The sequence below is a fragment of the Bradyrhizobium sp. WSM1253 genome, assembly GCF_000244935.1.
GTDB lineage: Bacteria > Pseudomonadota > Alphaproteobacteria > Rhizobiales > Xanthobacteraceae > Bradyrhizobium > Bradyrhizobium canariense.
Genome location: NZ_JH600073.1, coordinates 7,399,635 through 7,417,209, shown reverse-complemented (window position 1 = coordinate 7,417,209; position 17,575 = coordinate 7,399,635). Strand labels below are relative to the sequence as shown.

Sequence of the window (17,575 nt, the reverse complement as noted above, 5' to 3'; positions counted from 1 at the left end):
CCATGCAGATCGCGCTCGTGAAGCGTCAGCCGAAGCGCCGGTGCCGCATCCCGCGGCGCCCGCATCCTGACCTCGATTTTTTCTTCGGTCGGCTCGAACGTACCGAAGGCGAGATGCGCGACGACACCGGGCCCGAGATGGACCTGGATCACCCGCTCAGGTCACCGCGCCGGCAATGAATTCTTTTCTGGACCAAGCTCATGAAGCCGCATTGCCCGAACTGCCTGAAGGAAATGACCAAGGCATCCGCGTCGCGTAACCTGTTCAACTGCGAGCCCTGCCGCGAGATCATCCAGTTCTTCGGCGGCAGCGCGGATCACGGCGAGCCGGGGCCGCAATTCTCCTGGCCGATCCGCCGCAAGCGCTCCGTCCACACCGCTCACGCGGCCTGAACCTCCACGATCCAGAGCGCGGCCCTATCCGACCTCCTCGCCCGCATCCGCAGCCATTCGCGGCGGCCGCACCACGGTGACGGTGCAGGCCGCTTCCGAGGCCACCTTGGCCGAGACGCTGCCGAGCAGCGTGCGCCTGAACGAGCCCTGCCGCGCGCCGATGATGACGTGGTCGACGTGGTTGACCTCGCAAAACTCCAGGATGGCCGCCGCGGGATCGACGGCTTCCAGCACGTGAGCCGACAGCCGGCTCTCATCGAGCTTGAGCGGAGTGGCCCAGTGCCTGAGCGCCACCAACCGGTCGATATGCTTGTTGGAGCCCTGCTCATCCAGCGTCCTGTCAATCGCGATGCGGTTGAGCTTCAGCACGTTGAGACATGCGAGCCGCGCCGACGGCAGCGTGGCGAGAATGCGTTCCGTCGTCATGCGCAGAGCCTCGTTCAACTCCGGCTCGCCTTCCGCCGTATCGAGCGCGACCGCAACGATCGGGCTCGATGCGATTTGGGCTGCGACATCCGATTTTGCGCGGGGCGCCATGACACCCTGGTTGAACCGGCGGCGCCATGCGACGCTGAGCGGATCGCGCTTCATTCGCTCCGAGCGCATCGTGAGCCTGATTTGGTCCGGATGGGTCAGATCGAAGGCGAGTTGCGACGCCGTCGGATAGCGCCGCACCGGCTCGATCTCGAGGCATCGCAGCGCCACCTCCTGGAGCCAGGGCGGATAGTCGGCGCGAAGCGAGCGCGGCGGGTGCGGATCGCGCCATAGCCGGCGCCGCATCGCACGCAGCGTCTCGCCCTCGCCGAACGGCCGCTCGCCGGTCGTGAAGAAATAGAGCAGCACGCCCAGCGAGAACAGATCGCTGCGCGGATCGTCGCGCACCCCTGACAGCCGTTCCGGCGCCATATAGGGCGCGGTGCCGTAAGGCAGGCGGAATTCCTCCTGCAACAGGTCCGGCAGATGGTTGTGATGCGACAGGCCATAGTCGATCAGCACCGCCTCGCCGCTCTCGCGGAACATGATGCTGCTCGGCTTGATGTCGTGATGGATCACGTTCTGCCGGTGCAAATCCGCGAGCCCCGTCGCGATCCTGGCGACGAGCTGCCGCGCCTCGTCATACGGCAGCGGCAGGTCGGGCAACCGCTTGTAAAGCGTGGTCCCGGAGATGCGCTCGATCACGACATAGGCCTGGTGGGCGAAATCGCCGGTGCCGAAACATGAGGGCACGTGCGGCCCGGCCAGCCGCGGCAGGATCATCATCTCCATCTCGAAGGAGACGATCGCGGCAGGGTCCTCGCCCTCCGACACCCGCGGAATTTTCATCAGCAGCGGCACGTCGAGGCCGGGACGGGTGACGGTCCACAGCGTCGCCATTCCGCCGGCATGGACGCATTCGCCGATCGTGTAGCCGTCGATCGCTGCGCCTGATTTGACGAGGGGTTTCGGCATCGGCCTCTAGCGCCCCTGCGACAGCCGGTCGGCGAGCCAATGCGGCAGGCCGTTCTCACGGATCCGGTTCGCGGCCGTCTCGACGTCGTAGGGCGCGCGGCAATAGGTGATCTGGCACGAGACCGTGTCGAACAGCGCGAAAGCCGCGGATGGATCGCTATCGCGCGGCTGGCCGACCGAGCCGAGCACAGCAAGCCATTGCCGCCCGCGCAGCAGCGGTACGGAGACGTCGGTCTTGGGCACGAGTCCCGACATCTTCGCCGTCACCGACATCGAATAGATCGCCGGGCGGTGGATGTGGCCGCAGAACGTGACATGAGCTGGCGTCGCGATCAGGCTTTTGGCGGCGTCGGCGGTCGATCGGACATAGTGCCAGCTCCGGGGGCTGGAGGCTTCCGAATGCACGAACAGGCGATCGCCGTCCTCCACCAGCATCGGCAATTCCGCCAGGAACCGCCGCTGCGCGGCGTCGAGCCGGCCGCGGGTCCATTCGATCGCGACCTGCGCCTCGGCATTCATGGTCTCGGCCGAGGAATTCACCGCCTGGTCATGATTGCCGCGCACGGCGACGGCGCCCTGGGCGACCAGCTCCATCGCGGTATCCACCACCCATTCCGGATCGGCGCCATAGCCGACAAAGTCGCCAAGCAGGATGAACCGCTCGGCGCCGCGCGCCCGCGCGACCTTCAGGCACGCCTCGAACGCCTGCCGGTTGCCGTGGATATCCGAGAAGACAGCGAGAAGCACGCACCCTCCAACCCTCGAACCTTATTGGGAGCCGATAAGGCCAAATTGAGGGAGGTCAAGAACATGCGCCAGCGGCGCGCGGTTTGCCAGCGGTGCCCTGTTGCGATGGTGAAGAGCCTATTGCTCGTCCTTCGGCGGCATCCGGGGCGGCGGAATCGGGGTGAACACAGCGCCCTGCGCGCCGGCCGGTGGGGCCAGGAATTCGCCGGTCGAGGAATCGCCTCCGCTCGTCTCCATGATGGTCTTGGGCGTCACATACTCTCTGACCATGTCGATCAGGCTGCCATCGCCGCCGCCGAAATCGGCGGCCCGGCCGCCTTGCGGATGTCCCAGCGCGATCTCGTTCTCCGCCGCGTGGGTCTTGTCGGCCAGCCTGTCATTGTAGGGCACACGAAAGGCGCGCGGGATGCCGCTCGGCCGATTGTCCTCGTCGAGCTGCTCGACCCAGAGATAGATCGAGCCGGGATCGCCCTCGAGCGAATGCGGCTCGACGATGCGGGCCTTCAGCAGCTTGAAGGAGACCGGCAGCCGGTCGGCGCTGGCCCAGCCGAGCAGCCCGCGCATTTCCGTGAAGCTGACGACATAGAAGGCGCTGGTCACGACCACCGCGACCGCCTTGAACGACCAGTGCAGCCGCGCATAGACGAGCACGACCAGCAGCAGCGCGCCGATCACGGCGTAGGCTACCGATAGCGTGAGGATGACCGTCTGCAAGCTAGTCACGGCGCACCCTCACAGCGTTCCTGCTCACACCGGTGTTCGGGTCGAGATCGGCGCCGTTGCGCCAGCCGCTGCGGAACGTCTCCAGCAGCGATTTCGGCCGCTGGTCCACATTGACGACCTTGCCTTCGGCATCGAGCCGGAACCGCACCGCTGTCTTCTCGTCGCCGGTGTGATCGACCGTGAACTTGTTATCGAAGATCACCTGCGCCGTCGGATTGAGTTTTTGCACCTTCACATTGGCCGTCACGGGCTCGCCGGTGGTGGCCACGAAATGTGAGACATTGACGGTGTATTCGCCGGCGACGATGCCGCGCACCGTGACGATCTCCTCGCGGATCGGCGAAGCAATCTTCTTGCCGTTGACCATGATGAAGTCGTTGGCTCCGCCGCGGTCGTCGCGGTCGAGCGTGAGGAAGCCGGCCTCGCGGTGGCGATACCAGGCGATGTTGCCGGCGGGATCCTGCACGAACAGGTCGAGATCGTCGGGGTGGCTGTCCGGCCAGTCCAGCGTGATCATGAACTCGGCCTTGGAATCGATCTTGCCGTCCTTGGCGTCCGGCGAGACCGCGAGCAGCGCGAGGAAGAACAGGAAAGCGATCACCTGGAGCGCCTTGAACAGCATCACGCCCAAGGGATCGAACGGCTCCTCGCGCGGATAGAGACCGAAATCATCCATCATGTCGCGATTCCAGCACCCTTGATTCCAGAACCCTTGCGCTCCAGCACCGGCGTCACATAGGTCTCGGTCAGCACCACTGCATCCGAGAACACCTTCTGGGTCGCGGCATCCAGCATGTAATACTGGATGCGGACCAGAATCGAGCCGACGAGACCCGCCAGCGTCGTGTACATCGCGACCGCCATGCCGTCGCTCATCAACCCCATCGAGGATCGCATCGCGACCTTGTCAGCGGCATCCAGCCCCGCGATCGGCGCCAGCATGATGATGAAGCCGACGATGGTGCCGAGCAGGCCGAGCTTCATCAGCGTGTCCGAGACAAAGGCGCCGAAGCCGTTGGAGCCGCGCAGCCGGTCGGCGAGCGTGCGCAGCAATAGCGTCTGGTCCACCGGGCGGTAATCCTGCGCCGCGGCCTTGGTCACGAGACTCTCGATGTGGTCCCGCACCAGCCCGCGTGGCAGCGCGGCTGCGCCGCCGGCCTCGAGCGCCCTGCCGCCCTCGAGCGCCGCGAGCACCGCGCGGCAGCGCCGGGCTGCCGCGCCCTCACGGGCAATGGCCCGCGTACGCAGGAAGCAGTGACCGCAAGTGACGACATAGAGCAGCGCGATCAAGCTGGAAATGTAGGTCCGGTCCGAGGTCAGCATCAGGCGGATCAGGCCGAACCGCCACAGCAGCACGACGGCGAAGATCGAAAGCCCGGTGAAGATCATCCAGAACAGGAGCGCACTGCGCTCGGATGGGTCGGCAGCAGGCCCCGCGATCGGCCCAATCGTCATCGAACTCATGCTGCACCGCTCCTGGCCGTGAATACCGCCCATTAGATCAAAGCCGCCGCGCCCGGTCCAAAGAGCCATGCCCAATCCGGCTTGGGAAATTTGCCCGAGCTGCCATCCTGCCGATCCCCGCAATTGGCAAGGCGCGGCGGCGTTGTTAGGCTGACCTTAGCAAACTTTGGGGTGATCGCATGCGCCTTGTGCTTCAGCTTGTCGCCCGTCTGTTTCTCATCGTCGTGCTCTGCCTTGGTGCGGCGACCATCTGGGCCACGTTCGACGCCTATCGCAGCGTCGACCGGGCGACCGCGGCCTCGGCGCAGCGGGTCGCCCAGGCGCTTCAGGCCCTGTATTGGCACGAATTCTTGTTGCGTAGCAGCAGAACACGCGAGCAGCTTCTGCCGGTTCCGGAGTGGCGCACGCTGGAGACGATGAAGCTGATCTCCCCTGGCGTCTGCGTCGAATTCCAACCTGCCATCGCATTCGAAAAGCCGCTCTGCGGCCAGAGTGAGGGGCTCGGCAAGGCGCCGCCGCGCTGGTTCGCGTCGATTGTGCCGACCTTCCTTGGCAGCCATGCCGAAGTGATACGGCCGGTCAGTCCCCGCGCGGCGACCGCCGGAACGGTGGTCGCGACGCCGGATGAAGCGGCCGCCATCTCGCTCGCCTGGGAGTACATCCTCAACGTGATCGACGTGGCGCTTTTGATGGCGGCGGCGATCGCGCTCCTGGCTTCGCTCGCGATTGCGCATGCGCTGGCGCCGGCGCGCACGATCGTGACCGCCTTGCAGCGCATGGCCCGCGGTCAGTATCGGACGAAACTGCCGCGCTTCCGCTCGATGGAGCTGGCGATGATCGGCAGCGCCGTCGACGAGCTCGGCGGCCGGTTGGAGGAAGCGACCGAACAGCGCGCGGCGCTGACGCGGCGCCTGATCGAGATCCGCGACGACGAACGCCGCGCGCTCGCCCGCGAGTTGCACGACGAGTTCGGACAAAATCTCTCGGCCATCCTCGCCTTCGCCAACACCATCGAGACGGCGAGCACGAAGGCAGACAAGCGCAACGACATCGTGCAGGACGCGCGGATGATCTCGCAGGCCACGCATCATCTGATGGCCTCGCTGCGCGACGCGCTGAAGCGCCTGCGCAATCCCCTGCCCGCCGAGCTTGGACTGGAGGCGAGCCTCGTGAATTTGGTGGATAGCTGGCGCTCGCAGAGCTCGGTGCGGCCGACGATTCAGCTCGATCTCAGGGGCGACCTCACCGACATCAGCGGCCCGGCCGCCACCACCGCCTATCGCGTCGCGCAGGAATGCCTGACCAACGCGCTGCGCCACGGCGCGGCACGCGAGATTTCGCTCAGCGTGGAACGGAGCGCGGGCGACGACGATGCATTGCTGATCCGTGTCGACGACGATGGCGGCGGCGACGCAGCACGCGTCAAGCAGTCGGCCGGTTTCGGCCTCACGGGCATCCGCGAGCGCGTCGCAGCGGCCGGCGGTTCATTCTCCATCCTGCCCGCCCGAGGCGGACTCAGCGTCGCCGCCACCATCCCGCTCGCCGCATGAGGCCGGCATGAACGAGATTATGGCAACAGGCATCTCCGTGCTGTTGGTCGACGACCATCCGATCGTGCGGCAGGGCTATCGGCGCGTGCTGGAGAGCCAGGGCGATCTGCATGTCGTGGCGGAAGCCGACAACGCCGCGGATGCCTACAGCGCCTTCAAGGCGCGCGATCCCGATGTGGTCTTGCTGGATATCTCCATGCCCGGCGCGAGCGGGCTGGAAGCCATCCGCAACATCCGCGCGCGCAGCCCGCGGGCGCGGATCCTCGTTTTCACCATGCACAACGAGGCCGTGCTGGTGAAGGCAGCCTTCAGTGCCGGCGCCAGCGGCTTCGTCACCAAAAGTAGCGAGCCTTCCGCGGTCGTGTCCGCGATCCGCAGCGTGGCGCGCGGCGAACGCGCCATGAGCGACGACATCGCGCACATCCTGGCCGAGGACAGCCTGTCGGCGGGCTCTGCGCTGGATCAACTGGGAGAACGCGAGATCGAGATTCTGCGCCAATTCGCCGGCGGCGCCACGACCGAACAGATCGCAACGCATCTCAATCTCAGCGTCAAGACGGTGCAGAACTATCACTATCTGATCAAGACCAAGACCGGCGCGCGCACGGATGCGCAGCTCGTACGATTGGCGGCGAATTGCGGACTGACGAAGATCTAGAGGGTGACGGCGTGCCGTTCGCTGCGACCAGAATATCTGGTCCCCGACTGGCCACCCCCAACGAAGGTCTCCAAGTCTCTCTTAGATTGTGCTACGCTCCACCACAGGCACGGCATCCAGCATCAAGCGGCCAGTGGATGTGTGTCCGGCTCCGATCTTTCGACTGGAGCCAATTTGGACGGCTCTCGAAGCCGCCCTCGTTCCCGTTGTATGTCTTGCACGACAACAGGAGACGCTTTCATGAACATCAGGGACAGTCTTCTTGCAGCACTGATCGCCTCCAGCGTTTTCGCGACCGGGCTTACGGAAAGCGCGGCAGCTGAGGCGAAAGACCAGATCACCATTCTCTATGACGCCTTCGGCACCAATGACGCGATGACAAAGGACTGGGGTTTCTCCGCCCTTGTCGAAATCGCGGGAAAACGCATCCTGTTCGATACGGGTAACGATCCCGAAATATTCGCGGCGAACGTGAAGGCCAAGGGAGTTGATCTCTCGGACCTCGACTTTGTCGTTCTTTCGCACCGCCACTCCGATCACATGGCGGGCTTGTCCTACCTCCTGAGCATCAATCCAACCGTCAAGATCTACGCGCCAAAGGAGGGATTTGGCATCTACGGCTCGTCCTTGCCGTCCAGCTTCTACCGCAAAGACGAGGCCTTGCCGCCAGAGATGCGGTACTATGCCGGCAAACCTCCCGCGACGATGAAGTTCGGCACGGCATGGGCCCACGCGAACTTCGAACTGATCGATCAGACCACCGAGATCGCTCCCGGTATCACACTTATCTCGCTGATTTCCGACGCACCGGGGACGAGAGAACTCAAGGAGCTGTCCTTGGCCGTCAACACGACCGACGGCTTGGTTCTTCTGGTCGGTTGCTCGCACCCCGGGATCGAGCGCATCGTCGAAGCGGCGACGGGTATCAATCCCAGGATTCATCTCATCGCGGGAGGATTTCATCTGGTCGTCGCACCTGACGAAGCTATCGCGAAAGTCGTTACCGCCCTGAAGGACAGATTCAAGGTCGACAGCGTAGCCCCGGGACATTGCACCGGTGAGCCGACTTTTGCCGCGCTCAAGACGGCGTTCGGCGACAACTATCTCTACGCAGGCCTCGGCACGTCGATTCCGGTTGCAACGGTTGCGGGCGTGAATGTCAGACGCGGGGAAGGTCCGACGCTTGACGACCTTGCGACCTATCGCAAACTCGCGGGGCGCGAAGACCCGTTCGGCATATTGCGGTTGCGCAGCTCGCGGTTGGCACCCGCGCTTTAGGGCGCTGGCGCGCGGCTCGCACCTTTAGATCACGTGTGGCCGGATAGAATTGGAACTGACGCCGTCGCGCCGTGGTTAGTAGCGGAGTGAGGGAGTTGCGCCATGAGTAAGGCTATCCGCGAAGCCATCCATCATCCCCCGATCATCACTGTCGGCGAGCTCATCGATGAACTCTGCCGTCTGCCAGACACAGCGACGATCCAATTCCACTGCCCCATTCTCGAACAGGAACTTGCGTTCTACCGCCTTCGAAAGCGGTCAAAGGACGTGGTCGAAATCGAAGTCAATACCTATCCGGAAAGCCCGTCGGTCGTGCCATCGGCCAACGCCGCCCTACGCGCGCGAAAAAAGACCCATCATCCGCGCTCGCTGGGCAATGGCGTTGCCCATAAGGTCTGAGATAGAACCGCGACAGGTCACGTCAGGTGTGACGGCTTCGGAACGCGTGAAGGAAGTTGGCCTACGCCTTCAGCCCGCGCAATACCAGCGTGAGCGTCAAGACGGTGCAGAACTATCACTATCTGATCAAGACGAAGACCGGCGCGCGTACGGATGCGCAGCTCGTGCGGCTCGCAGCGGCTTGCGGGCTGACGAATTTCTAGCGTCCGCCGAGTTCCGCCACCCCGCGCCGAAGTTCCTTTGGTCGCAATGAAATCCAACCCAAAGCAAATCTCCGCCATCAACTCCGAGCAGATTCGACGTCAAGCGCGGCCACAGCGCGTCTCGCAAAGAGCTCCGCTGCTTTCAGGCCCCGCGACTGAAATGAAATCGGAGTGAAGCGACATGCACCAACTGCCAAACGACACAATCGCAGTCACACTGCCGGACTTCGGGCAGTCCATGACCGTGCTCGGAGATCCCGGGTTGGCAACCGACGACTGGGGCGGCAACGATGCGCTGACGGCAGCCATATCGAGTCTCAACTCGAACGTGACGCTCGTTGGGGAAGACCTGGCGGCTATGCATGGCAATTCTCACGGAGGAAACGACAGTCTCGTGGTGAGCGTGGATGGCGGCTGGGATAGTGCCGTCGCCGTTGGCGATGCCCAATCCATGGCGGACAACACCCAGGGCGGTAACGACACCCTCAATGTCGATGCCCACAACTCGCTCTACACCAATGTTTATCTCTATGGCGATGTCCAAGGCGACATGTCGGGCAACGCGGGAGGCGGAAATGACACATTGACGGCGTCGACCGGATGGAGATCGTTCGGGTCGCTCAGCGGGGACGCTGGTGGTGCCATGAGCGGCAATGCGCACGGCGGAAATGATACGCTGAGCGCGACGGATTATGGGATAAATGGCGGCGGCGACGCACTCAGCGGCGATGCCATTGGCGCCATGACCGACAATGCGGTTGGCGGAAACGACATCCTGACCTTTGCGGCGAGCAGCGACGCCCAGCTCGGGGGAGGAAGCCTGTCGGGGGATTCGGGAACGTCCATGTCCGACAATGCCCAGGGCGGGAACGATATCCTCACCGCCGTCGTCGATGGCGAGCGAGCTGCTTTCAGCACGACATTGTACGGTGACGCTCCCACGATGTCGGGCAATGCTCACGGCGGGAACGACATCCTCACCGGCGGATCGAGCCCCGATCGCCTGGCGGGCGATGCGATGAGCTACGCTCCTTCCTCACCCGGCTCGATCACCGGAGGCACGGATACCCTCAACGGTGGCGCCGGCAATGATCTCCTGTGGGGCGGGCCCAACAACGACACGTTCGTCTTCAACACGGGCTCCGGCCAGGACATCATCAACGACTTCAATCAAGGCAACCAGGCTGTCGGCAGCACCACCACCGAACATGACCTGATCAACCTGCATGACTACGGCTTCGCAGACTGGGCAGCCGTCTCCAGCCTCATCGGCGACAATAGCGCCGGCGATGCCGTGATCCACCTCACCACCAACGATACGATCACGTTGGACGGCGTGCACACGGCGGCCCTGCATCCAACGGACTTCGTCATCTGACGGCTCACAGCCAAGCAGGATGATGGGATGGTGGTCACGAGAGAAGCGTCGAGGCCAAGCCCGTCATCCTGCCAAAGGCATGAGCAGGAGCGGATCAAGCGCCAAGCTGCGATACGCGTTGGCTCCGCAACCTCACGCCGCCTTCAGCCCGCGCAATACCAGCGCCAGCGTCGCATCGACACGCGCCGAAAGATCGGCGTCCTTCCACTCGTCGGCGTGGGCCGGATGGTGGAACCGGACGGTCGCATCGAAGATGGCGCGTGCGGTGGCCTTGACGTCGCCCACCTCGAACACGCCCTGCTTCACGCCGTCGGTCAGGATCGCCGCGATCTGGTCGATCATGGTGTCCTTGTGACACTTGACGGCTGCACAGGCCTCGCGCGCCAGAGTCAGATAGGTCTCGAACATCTCGGGGTCGTCGAGCACGCGCGAACGCTTGGCGGCGAACAGGGTGCGCAGCCAGCGGTCGAGCCGCGCCGGCGCCGGGCCCTGCTCTTCGGCGAGTTGGCGTAAGGGGGCGTCGATGCGGTCCAGCCAGCGTTTGGCGACAGCCTCGCGCAGCGAGGCCTTGCTCGGGAAATGGCGGTAGACGCTGCCGTGGCTCACATCAAGCGCGCGGGCGACGTCGACCACGGTGGCCTTGGCGAGTCCGTAACGCCGCAGCACGTCCTCGGTGACTTCGAGGATCCGCTCCGGCGTCAAGATAACGGCTTCGTTCATGCCAGCACCATGTTCCCGTTGAGGGCTCAGTTACCCGGCGACGGAGCTGCTTCCGAAGCGCCCGTGCCGGTCGTTTCGGAAAGCTCTCGCCCTAATGAGGCAGTTTTGCAGCCTGCGCCGCGATTTGGCGCGCCACCAGTAAATTGAGCCAGTGCCCAATCGTCCCGGTCAAATTGATGATTTCGGTCGTCATTGTCGTAAGTCTCCAATCAATTGGCGGTCCCCGTTGTTCAATTGCGGCCCTCAATCCCCCATTTGCTTGGGACGTCGGGCTCCCGGGATGCCGCCAGACGCCCAATTGGAGCGTCCGAGAACGGATATACACGTCTCGCTGACAGATTTCAATATCTGTCAGTCAATGGTTCGTGATTGACAGTTAATTTCTGCAGCTCCGGGGCGCCGGGCTGGCCCGTCGCCCGCCACGTCCGGGGCGATGAACCTCGCCCAGCCCAATCATCCCCCGCTACCTTGCCGACGCCGTTTGTTTCGCCCTCCCCGCTCTGCTAGATCACGGCGTAAAAAACATTCTGGCCGGTGTCGCCCTTTGGGTCGCCCGCCCACCTTCCTGGAGCAGTCCAATGATCCCCCGCTATACCCGCCCGGAAATGGCCTCGATCTGGGAGCCGCAGACCCGGTTCAAGATCTGGTTCGAGATCGAGGCGCATGCGGCGGACGCCCTTGCCGAGCTCGGCACGATTCCCAAGGAGGCCGCCAAGACGGTCTGGGCCAAGGCCAAGGACGCCACTTTCGACGTCGCCCGCATCGACGAGATCGAGCGCGAGACCAAGCACGATGTCATCGCCTTCCTCACCCACCTCGCCGAGATCGTCGGCCCCGAAGCGCGCTTCGTGCATCAGGGCATGACCTCTTCCGACGTGCTCGACACCTGCCTCAACGTCCAGCTCACCCGCGCCGCCGACCTGCTGCTCGCCGACCTCGACAAGGTGCTGGCGGCGCTGAAGAAGCGCGCCCTCGAGCACAAGATGACGCCAACCATCGGCCGCAGCCACGGCATCCACGCCGAACCCGTGACCTTCGGCCTCAAGCTCGCCTATGCCTATGCGGAATTCTCGCGCGCCAGGGAGCGCCTGATCGCGGCGCGGAAGGAAGTCGCGACCTGCGCCATCTCCGGCGCGGTCGGCACTTTTGCCCAGATCGACCCGCGCGTCGAACAGCATGTTGCCAAGGCCATGGGCCTCGTACCCGAGCCGATCTCGACGCAGGTGATCCCCCGCGACCGCCACGCGATGTATTTCTCGACGCTCGGCGTGATCGCGTCCTCGGTCGAGCGTTTCGCGGTGGAGATCCGCCACATGCAACGCACCGAAGTGCTCGAAGCCGAGGAGTTCTTCTCCGAAGGGCAGAAGGGTTCGTCCGCGATGCCGCACAAGCGCAATCCGGTGCTCTCGGAAAACCTCACCGGGCTGTCGCGCATGGTGCGCGCCTATGTGACGCCGGCGCTGGAGAACGTCGTGCTCTGGCACGAGCGCGACATCTCGCACTCCTCTGCCGAGCGCATGATGGGCCCCGACGCGACCGTGACGCTCGACTTCGCGCTGGTCCGCCTCGCCGGCCTGATCGACAAGCTGCTGGTGTACCCCGCCAATATGCAGAAGAACCTCGACCGCCTCGGCGGCCTCGTGCATTCGCAGCGCGTTCTGCTGGCGCTGACGCAGAAGGGCGCAAGCCGCGAGGACGCCTACAAGCTCGTGCAGCGCAACGCCATGCCGGTCTGGCGCGGCGAAGGCGACTTCCTCCAGCTCCTGAAGAAGGACGCTGACGTGAAGAAGTATCTCACCGACGCCGAGATCGAGGAGCAGTTCGACCTCGGCTATCACTTCAAGCACGTCGACACGATCTTCAAGCGCGTGTTCGGCGAGAGCTGAGCGTCATTGGTGGCCCGGGTGAGCGCAGCGACACCCGGGACTTCTCCCACAAAGATCCCGGATTTCGCTTCGCTCATCCGGGCTACAAATCAAGGCGGACCTTCCTCATGCCCATCGTCAACCGCGTTGCCGCCCTCTCCGACGAAATGGCCGCCTGGCGCCATGACTTCCACGAGAACCCGGAACTGCAATACGACGTCCACCGCACTGCCGGCATCGTCGCCGATCGCTTGCGCGAGTTCGGTTGCGACGAGGTGGTGACGGGCATCGGGCGCACCGGCGTCGTCGGTGTGATCCGCGGCCGCAAATCCGCCTCCGGCAAGACCATTGGCCTGCGCGCCGACATGGACGCGCTGCCGATCATGGAGACGTCGGGCGTGCCCTATGCCTCCAAGGTCCCCGGCAAGATGCACGCCTGCGGTCATGACGGCCACACCGCCATGCTGCTCGGCGCCGCCAAATATCTCGCCGAGACGCGCAACTTCGACGGCACGGCCGTGGTGATCTTCCAGCCCGCGGAAGAAGGCGGCGGCGGTGGCAAGGCGATGGTCGAGGACGGGCTGATGACGCGCTGGAACATCCAGGAGGTCTATGGCATGCACAACATGCCGGGCCTGCCCGAAGGCCATTTCGCCACCACGCCCGGCGCGATGCTCGCCTCCTCCGACAACATCCAGATCACGGTCCACGGCAAGGGCGGCCACGCCGGCGCGGGTCCGCACAAGTCGATCGACAGCGTGCTGATCGGCGCGCAGATCGTCAACGCGCTGCAATCGATCGTCGCGCGCAATGTCGATCCGCTGAAATCCGCCGTCATCTCGATCACGCAATTTCACTCCGGCACGGCCTTCAACATTATTCCGGAGATCGCCGAGCTCGGCGGCACCGTGCGCACGCTCGACCCTGAGGTGCGCGATCTGGTCGAGCGCCGCATCGGCGAAGTCGCCGACAGCGTCGCCCGCGCCTATGGCGGCTCGGCCGAGACGAAGTACACGCGCATGTATCCGGTGACGATGAACCATGCGCGCGAGGCCGGCCTTGCCGCCGACGTCGCCCGCGATATCGTCGGTGCCGAGCGCGTCAACGACAAGTTCATTCCGATGATGGGCGCCGAAGACTTTTCCTTCATGCTGGAAGCGCGCCCCGGCGCGATGATTCTGGTCGGCATGGGCGACGGCAACGAGTGCCACCACCCGGCCTACGTCTTCAACGACAACATTCTCGGCCACGGCGCATCCTATTGGGCGCGCCTGGTGGAGACGCGGATGCCCGCGGGTTAGCGCAGGTCTCGTATGGTGGGCAAAGCGAAAGCGTGCCCACCAGAGCCTTCTCCTCTGCGAATGGTGGGCACGGCGCTTCGCGCCTTTGCCCACCCTACAACCTGCACGCTCATCCCTGATATTTCAGCACGTGCATGCCGGCGTTCCAGTCGGAGACGAACATCAGCCCGTCCGGCCGGACATACGCATCACAGGTCTTGGCCGCGAGCGCGACGTTCGGGCGCGGGTCGATGAGCTTTTTCGGTGTCGGCGGCACCCAATACGCGATCTCCTTCGGTGCGAAGGCGTCCCTGACGTCGAACACCCTGACGCCGGCATTGTTGTAGGTCGCGAAGATCGTCTCCTCGCTCTGGAACGAGCCCGGGCGGTTCTCGTGCAGATTATGCGGCCCGAAGGTGCCGTTCGTGCAGAAATCGCGGTCGCGCGGGGTCGGCAGGGTTGCGATCGGCACCGGGTTTCCAGGCGCGCGCACGTCGAGGACGAATGTATGGAACAGGCCCTTGGCGCAATTGTCCGCATTGGCTTCGTCCGCGACGATCGCAAGCTGTCGCTTGGGCAGCGGCAGCGGCGTATGCGTGCCGCCCGCGAAGGGCGGCGACCAGTTGATGTGGGACAGCAGCTTTGGATTGGTGGGATCGCTGATGTCATGAATGGTGAAGCCGCCATCGCGCCAGGCGGCATAGCCGCGATCACCCGCCGTGATCATGTGATGCAGCGCAAAGCGTTTGCCCTTCGGCGTCGCCGGCTCGCCGGCCGCGCGGTTCATACCCGGCAGCCACCATTTCGCGACGATCTCCGGCTTGGTGATGGTCTTGAGATCGACCACGCAGAGGATGTGGTCGGTGAAGCCGTCGAGATGCGCCGACACATAGGCATAGCGGCCACCCGGCCACCACAGACGGTTGATACCGAAGCCGGGCATTTCGAGGAACGCGATCTCGCGCATCTCGCCCGGTTTCGAGATGTCGTGGATCGAGAGGCCGCAGCGGAATTTCTTGGCTTTGGTGATGCTGTCGACCAGCGTGTTCTCGAAATAACCGCGCATGTTGTCGTAGGACTGCATCGCGACGATGTTGGCGCCGTTCGCAAGCAGCAGCAAATCTTCCGCCACCTGTAAATGATGGGTGCGGGTGTATTGCCCTGCGGTGAAGAAATTGACCGGCTTCAGCGCACGCGGATCGGATGCGTCCAGGATCGTCACGCCGTCGCTGAACATGTGTCCGACATAGACGTGCTGCCGGTTGAACATCACCTGCACACTGTCGGGGCGTCCGCCGATGTCGCTATAGGAGATGTGCTTGATGCCCTTGCCGATGCCCTCGGGGGGAATGTCTGCCTCCGAAGCCGATGCGGACCTCGACCACCCAGGCAGCGCGGCGGATCCGAGCACGGCCGACAATTGCTGAAGGTGGCTGCGGCGAGAGAGTTGTGGCATCGGTTTCCCCCTTTTTTGAGGATGATGCTCGCTCGCGGCAAGGCATGCAAGCTGAGAAGTTCACGCCCCTGATGAGCGCCGAGGGCATCAGTGCATGCTCACCTTCCCGGCGCGCATTGAATGCGCCGGATGGTCCAAGCACTCGAGCAATTTGCAAGAGCTCGAGACGAGGATGCAGTGCTCAGCGATGCACGACTAATTGCACACTTCCGCTTGTGACATGCCCGCGCTACCCGGCCTTGGATCTCGCACAATGCGACACCCTTTCGCAACCGGCCTGCATCCAGCACTCGTGCAAATTATCTGTCCTGAGGCTTGCGACTTTGGGGCAGCAGATTCCGCTTCTTTCCGATCCGTGTCCCGCCGCTTCGAATCCTCGCGCGTCGCCACCGGCTTCTTCTCCGGTACCTTCTCGCATTCATTGTCGTCGCCGACATGATAGCCGGCCCGGCAGGTGATCTTCGCGCATTGATCGCCGTCGGCTTTGAAGCCGAAATTGCATACGAGCGGGCAGACCCGTCCCGGCTTTGCCTTCAGCGCATCGAGCGCGTCGACACTCGCAAGCTTCGCGTCGAACTGGGTGCCAGCATATTTGTTGAACAGCGTCAGCGAGCGCTGCGTTGCGGCGTTCCAGTCGCCGTCGGCGGCGGCCGACAGACAGCCGACGCGGCGCAGTTCGTTCTGAACAGACTTCGTGAGATCGCCGGACGGCGGGGAGCTTGACGGCGGCGACAGCGCCGCGACCTTCCTGCTTTCGGCATCAGCCGCCTGCTTGTCCGCTGCCTGCTTCGCTGCCGCCTCAGCTGCTGCCTTCTCCATCGCCCGCTTCTCTGCGAGCGACTTGGCCGCGGCAGCTTCCGCCGCCTTGCGATCTCGTTCGGCCGCCTCCGCCTTGGCCTGCTCGATTTGCTTGGCTTTCTCGGCCGCGATCCGCGCCTCTTCCGCGGCTTTCGCAGCAGCGGCCGCTTTCTCCTGCTCGGCCTTCTGGGCTCGTTCGGTCGCGAGCCTCGCCTTCTCCTGTTCGGCCAGACGCGCCTTCTCCGTCGCCGCCGTGCGATCCTCCTCGGCGGCAATCTTCTTCAACTGCACGCGGGCGAGGTTGGCGTAAAAGCCGTCCGGATAGGTCTGGAGGAATGCTTCCCAGGCCTCGCGCAGGCCGGCCTGAAGGGCAAGCTCGTAGTCTTTGCGCACACCATCCTGCGGATTTGCCTGCGGACCGGCTGCGGCGGCCGGCCTTGCCGGCACCAGCGGCACATCGCTGCCACCCAGAGAGCCATAGACATACGGCTCCTGCTTATTGCCGGTTTTCTTCAAGACGTCGTCACGGACAAACCCGAACGCCTTGCGCAAATCGAGCCCGGGCTTCGGCAGATGATCGGTCAACGCGACCGCGAACGGGCTATTGCGGGAGTCGCCATCCGACGCCGTCGATCCCGCCTTGGCCGCAAACGCGATCATCGTGTTCGGACTGGTTGGCTCGACCTTGGCAAGTCCGCCACCAATCGCGCGCGAGGCCAGGGTGCGCTTCATCGTCTTGGCAAAAGGATTGTCACGACAGGCATCGAGGATGACGAGACGGAGTTGTTTGGCCGGTTCGACCGCATAGAGCGCGCGATCCAGCGCGACGGTCTCGTCGAGGACGTCGCCGTCGGTTTCCAGCATGGCATCGGTTGGAACGAGGTAGTTGTTGCCGTCCAGCTCGATGCCGTGGCCCGCATAGTAGATCACCGCCATGTCGGCATCGCGCGTCCTGGCCGCGAACTCGCGTAGCGATCGCCGCATTTCGCTGGCATTGAGGTCCAGCCTGATCTCGACCGTATCGAAGCCCGCATTCCTGAACATGCCGCCGACCAGCCCGGCGTCGTTCACCGGGTTCGCGAGCCGCGGCGCGTTCTTGTAGGCAGAATTGCCGATGACGAGCGCAACGCGCTTGTCGGCGAGGGCCGGCGTGCAGGTGCAAAGAGTCACAAATATGAATAGGAAGAGATAGCGAGCGATGTTCACGCAATTCAT

General features: G+C 64.1%; 17 protein-coding genes and 1 pseudogene. 10 read left to right on the top strand and 8 right to left on the bottom strand.

Annotation, left to right across the window (positions count from 1 at the left end):
• Positions 1 to 2 precede the first annotated feature (2 nt).
• On the top strand, positions 3 to 179 hold the full coding sequence (locus BRA1253DRAFT_RS44780; protein WP_198288281.1) for a hypothetical protein: 177 nt from the start codon (positions 3 to 5) through the stop codon (positions 177 to 179).
• Positions 180 to 200: 21 nt separating this feature from the next.
• On the top strand, positions 201 to 392 hold the full coding sequence (locus BRA1253DRAFT_RS35770) for a hypothetical protein (protein ID WP_007602380.1): 192 nt from the start codon (positions 201 to 203) through the stop codon (positions 390 to 392).
• 24 nt (positions 393 to 416) lie between these two features.
• Here the strand turns inward: BRA1253DRAFT_RS35770 and BRA1253DRAFT_RS35765 are convergent, their stop codons facing one another.
• The 5 genes from BRA1253DRAFT_RS35765 to BRA1253DRAFT_RS35745 form a co-directional block, all read right to left on the bottom strand.
• Positions 417 to 1,841, bottom strand: coding sequence for a bifunctional serine/threonine-protein kinase/universal stress protein (locus BRA1253DRAFT_RS35765; protein WP_007602379.1), 1,425 nt, complete (start codon positions 1,839 to 1,841; stop codon positions 417 to 419).
• Between the two features lie 6 nt (positions 1,842 to 1,847).
• Complete coding sequence (locus BRA1253DRAFT_RS35760; protein ID WP_007602376.1) at positions 1,848 to 2,588, bottom strand: metallophosphoesterase; 741 nt, start codon at positions 2,586 to 2,588, stop codon at positions 1,848 to 1,850.
• A gap of 117 nt (positions 2,589 to 2,705) precedes the next feature.
• On the bottom strand, positions 2,706 to 3,311 hold the full coding sequence (locus BRA1253DRAFT_RS35755) for a hypothetical protein (protein WP_007602375.1): 606 nt from the start codon (positions 3,309 to 3,311) through the stop codon (positions 2,706 to 2,708).
• A complete protein-coding gene (locus BRA1253DRAFT_RS35750) occupies positions 3,304 to 3,990 on the bottom strand; it encodes a hypothetical protein (protein ID WP_007602364.1) in 687 nt (228 codons plus the stop codon). Before BRA1253DRAFT_RS35750 ends, BRA1253DRAFT_RS35755 begins: the two co-directional genes overlap by 8 nt.
• Complete coding sequence (locus BRA1253DRAFT_RS35745; RefSeq protein WP_007602359.1) at positions 3,987 to 4,775, bottom strand: MotA/TolQ/ExbB proton channel family protein; 789 nt, start codon at positions 4,773 to 4,775, stop codon at positions 3,987 to 3,989. The genes BRA1253DRAFT_RS35750 and BRA1253DRAFT_RS35745 overlap by 4 nt, the downstream gene beginning before the upstream one ends.
• 179 nt (positions 4,776 to 4,954) lie before the next feature.
• Between BRA1253DRAFT_RS35745 and BRA1253DRAFT_RS35740 the strand changes: the two genes are divergently transcribed.
• The 6 genes and pseudogenes from BRA1253DRAFT_RS35740 (at position 4,955) to BRA1253DRAFT_RS35720 (ending at position 10,241) form a co-directional block, all read left to right on the top strand.
• Complete coding sequence (locus tag BRA1253DRAFT_RS35740; RefSeq protein WP_007602357.1) at positions 4,955 to 6,325, top strand: sensor histidine kinase; 1,371 nt, start codon at positions 4,955 to 4,957, stop codon at positions 6,323 to 6,325.
• 7 nt (positions 6,326 to 6,332) lie between these two features.
• Entirely contained in the window at positions 6,333 to 6,983 is a 651-nt protein-coding gene (locus tag BRA1253DRAFT_RS35735; protein WP_007602355.1) for a response regulator transcription factor, read from the top strand.
• 240 nt (positions 6,984 to 7,223) lie between these two features.
• A complete protein-coding gene (locus BRA1253DRAFT_RS35730) occupies positions 7,224 to 8,261 on the top strand; it encodes an MBL fold metallo-hydrolase (protein WP_007602353.1) in 1,038 nt (345 codons plus the stop codon).
• Between the two features lie 102 nt (positions 8,262 to 8,363).
• Positions 8,364 to 8,660 carry a hypothetical protein gene (locus tag BRA1253DRAFT_RS35725; protein WP_007602351.1) on the top strand — a complete coding sequence of 99 codons (297 nt, stop codon included), beginning with the start codon at positions 8,364 to 8,366 and terminating at the stop codon, positions 8,658 to 8,660.
• A gap of 86 nt (positions 8,661 to 8,746) precedes the next feature.
• Positions 8,747 to 8,863: pseudogene (locus BRA1253DRAFT_RS44045) on the top strand (DNA-binding response regulator); the annotation flags it as partial.
• A 181-nt stretch (positions 8,864 to 9,044) separates the two neighbouring features.
• Positions 9,045 to 10,241: a calcium-binding protein gene (locus BRA1253DRAFT_RS35720; RefSeq protein ID WP_007602349.1), complete on the top strand. Its 1,197-nt coding sequence runs from the start codon at positions 9,045 to 9,047 to the stop codon at positions 10,239 to 10,241.
• A gap of 132 nt (positions 10,242 to 10,373) precedes the next feature.
• Here the strand turns inward: BRA1253DRAFT_RS35720 and BRA1253DRAFT_RS35715 are convergent, their stop codons facing one another.
• Positions 10,374 to 10,961, bottom strand: a complete 588-nt coding sequence (locus tag BRA1253DRAFT_RS35715; RefSeq protein WP_007602348.1) for a TetR family transcriptional regulator — start codon at positions 10,959 to 10,961, stop codon at positions 10,374 to 10,376.
• A gap of 578 nt (positions 10,962 to 11,539) precedes the next feature.
• On the opposite strand from BRA1253DRAFT_RS35715, the gene purB reads away from it, so the two are divergent.
• The gene (purB, locus tag BRA1253DRAFT_RS35710; protein WP_007602341.1) at positions 11,540 to 12,847 is read left to right on the top strand and encodes an adenylosuccinate lyase; all 1,308 of its coding nucleotides are present in this window, start codon (positions 11,540 to 11,542) and stop codon (positions 12,845 to 12,847) included.
• A gap of 107 nt (positions 12,848 to 12,954) precedes the next feature.
• Positions 12,955 to 14,127, top strand: coding sequence for a M20 aminoacylase family protein (locus tag BRA1253DRAFT_RS35705; RefSeq protein WP_007602339.1), 1,173 nt, complete (start codon positions 12,955 to 12,957; stop codon positions 14,125 to 14,127).
• A gap of 109 nt (positions 14,128 to 14,236) precedes the next feature.
• Here the strand turns inward: BRA1253DRAFT_RS35705 and BRA1253DRAFT_RS35700 are convergent, their stop codons facing one another.
• A complete protein-coding gene (locus tag BRA1253DRAFT_RS35700; protein ID WP_007602337.1) occupies positions 14,237 to 15,562 on the bottom strand; it encodes an LVIVD repeat-containing protein in 1,326 nt (441 codons plus the stop codon).
• Between the two features lie 195 nt (positions 15,563 to 15,757).
• On the bottom strand, positions 15,758 to 17,575 hold the full coding sequence (locus tag BRA1253DRAFT_RS35695; protein WP_007602333.1) for a caspase family protein: 1,818 nt from the start codon (positions 17,573 to 17,575) through the stop codon (positions 15,758 to 15,760).

Excerpts from the sequence above, each read along its gene's own strand:
- BRA1253DRAFT_RS35720 (WP_007602349.1), top strand. The coding sequence starts at position 9,045 with ATGCACCAACTGCCAAACGACACAATCGCAGTCACACTGCCGGACTTC.
- purB (WP_007602341.1), top strand. The coding sequence starts at position 11,540 with ATGATCCCCCGCTATACCCGCCCGGAAATGGCCTCGATCTGGGAGCCG.
- BRA1253DRAFT_RS35705 (WP_007602339.1), top strand. The coding sequence starts at position 12,955 with ATGCCCATCGTCAACCGCGTTGCCGCCCTCTCCGACGAAATGGCCGCC.
- BRA1253DRAFT_RS35745 (WP_007602359.1), bottom strand. The coding sequence starts at position 4,775 with ATGAGTTCGATGACGATTGGGCCGATCGCGGGGCCTGCTGCCGACCCA.
- BRA1253DRAFT_RS35715 (WP_007602348.1), bottom strand. The coding sequence starts at position 10,961 with ATGAACGAAGCCGTTATCTTGACGCCGGAGCGGATCCTCGAAGTCACC.
- BRA1253DRAFT_RS35730 (WP_007602353.1), top strand. The coding sequence starts at position 7,224 with ATGAACATCAGGGACAGTCTTCTTGCAGCACTGATCGCCTCCAGCGTT.
- BRA1253DRAFT_RS35735 (WP_007602355.1), top strand. The coding sequence starts at position 6,333 with ATGAACGAGATTATGGCAACAGGCATCTCCGTGCTGTTGGTCGACGAC.
- BRA1253DRAFT_RS35695 (WP_007602333.1), bottom strand. The coding sequence starts at position 17,575 with ATGAATTGCGTGAACATCGCTCGCTATCTCTTCCTATTCATATTTGTG.
- BRA1253DRAFT_RS35725 (WP_007602351.1), top strand. The coding sequence starts at position 8,364 with ATGAGTAAGGCTATCCGCGAAGCCATCCATCATCCCCCGATCATCACT.
- BRA1253DRAFT_RS35765 (WP_007602379.1), bottom strand. The coding sequence starts at position 1,841 with ATGCCGAAACCCCTCGTCAAATCAGGCGCAGCGATCGACGGCTACACG.
- BRA1253DRAFT_RS44780 (WP_198288281.1), top strand. The coding sequence starts at position 3 with ATGCAGATCGCGCTCGTGAAGCGTCAGCCGAAGCGCCGGTGCCGCATC.
- BRA1253DRAFT_RS35700 (WP_007602337.1), bottom strand. The coding sequence starts at position 15,562 with ATGCCACAACTCTCTCGCCGCAGCCACCTTCAGCAATTGTCGGCCGTG.
- BRA1253DRAFT_RS35750 (WP_007602364.1), bottom strand. The coding sequence starts at position 3,990 with ATGATGGATGATTTCGGTCTCTATCCGCGCGAGGAGCCGTTCGATCCC.
- BRA1253DRAFT_RS35770 (WP_007602380.1), top strand. The coding sequence starts at position 201 with ATGAAGCCGCATTGCCCGAACTGCCTGAAGGAAATGACCAAGGCATCC.
- BRA1253DRAFT_RS35740 (WP_007602357.1), top strand. The coding sequence starts at position 4,955 with ATGCGCCTTGTGCTTCAGCTTGTCGCCCGTCTGTTTCTCATCGTCGTG.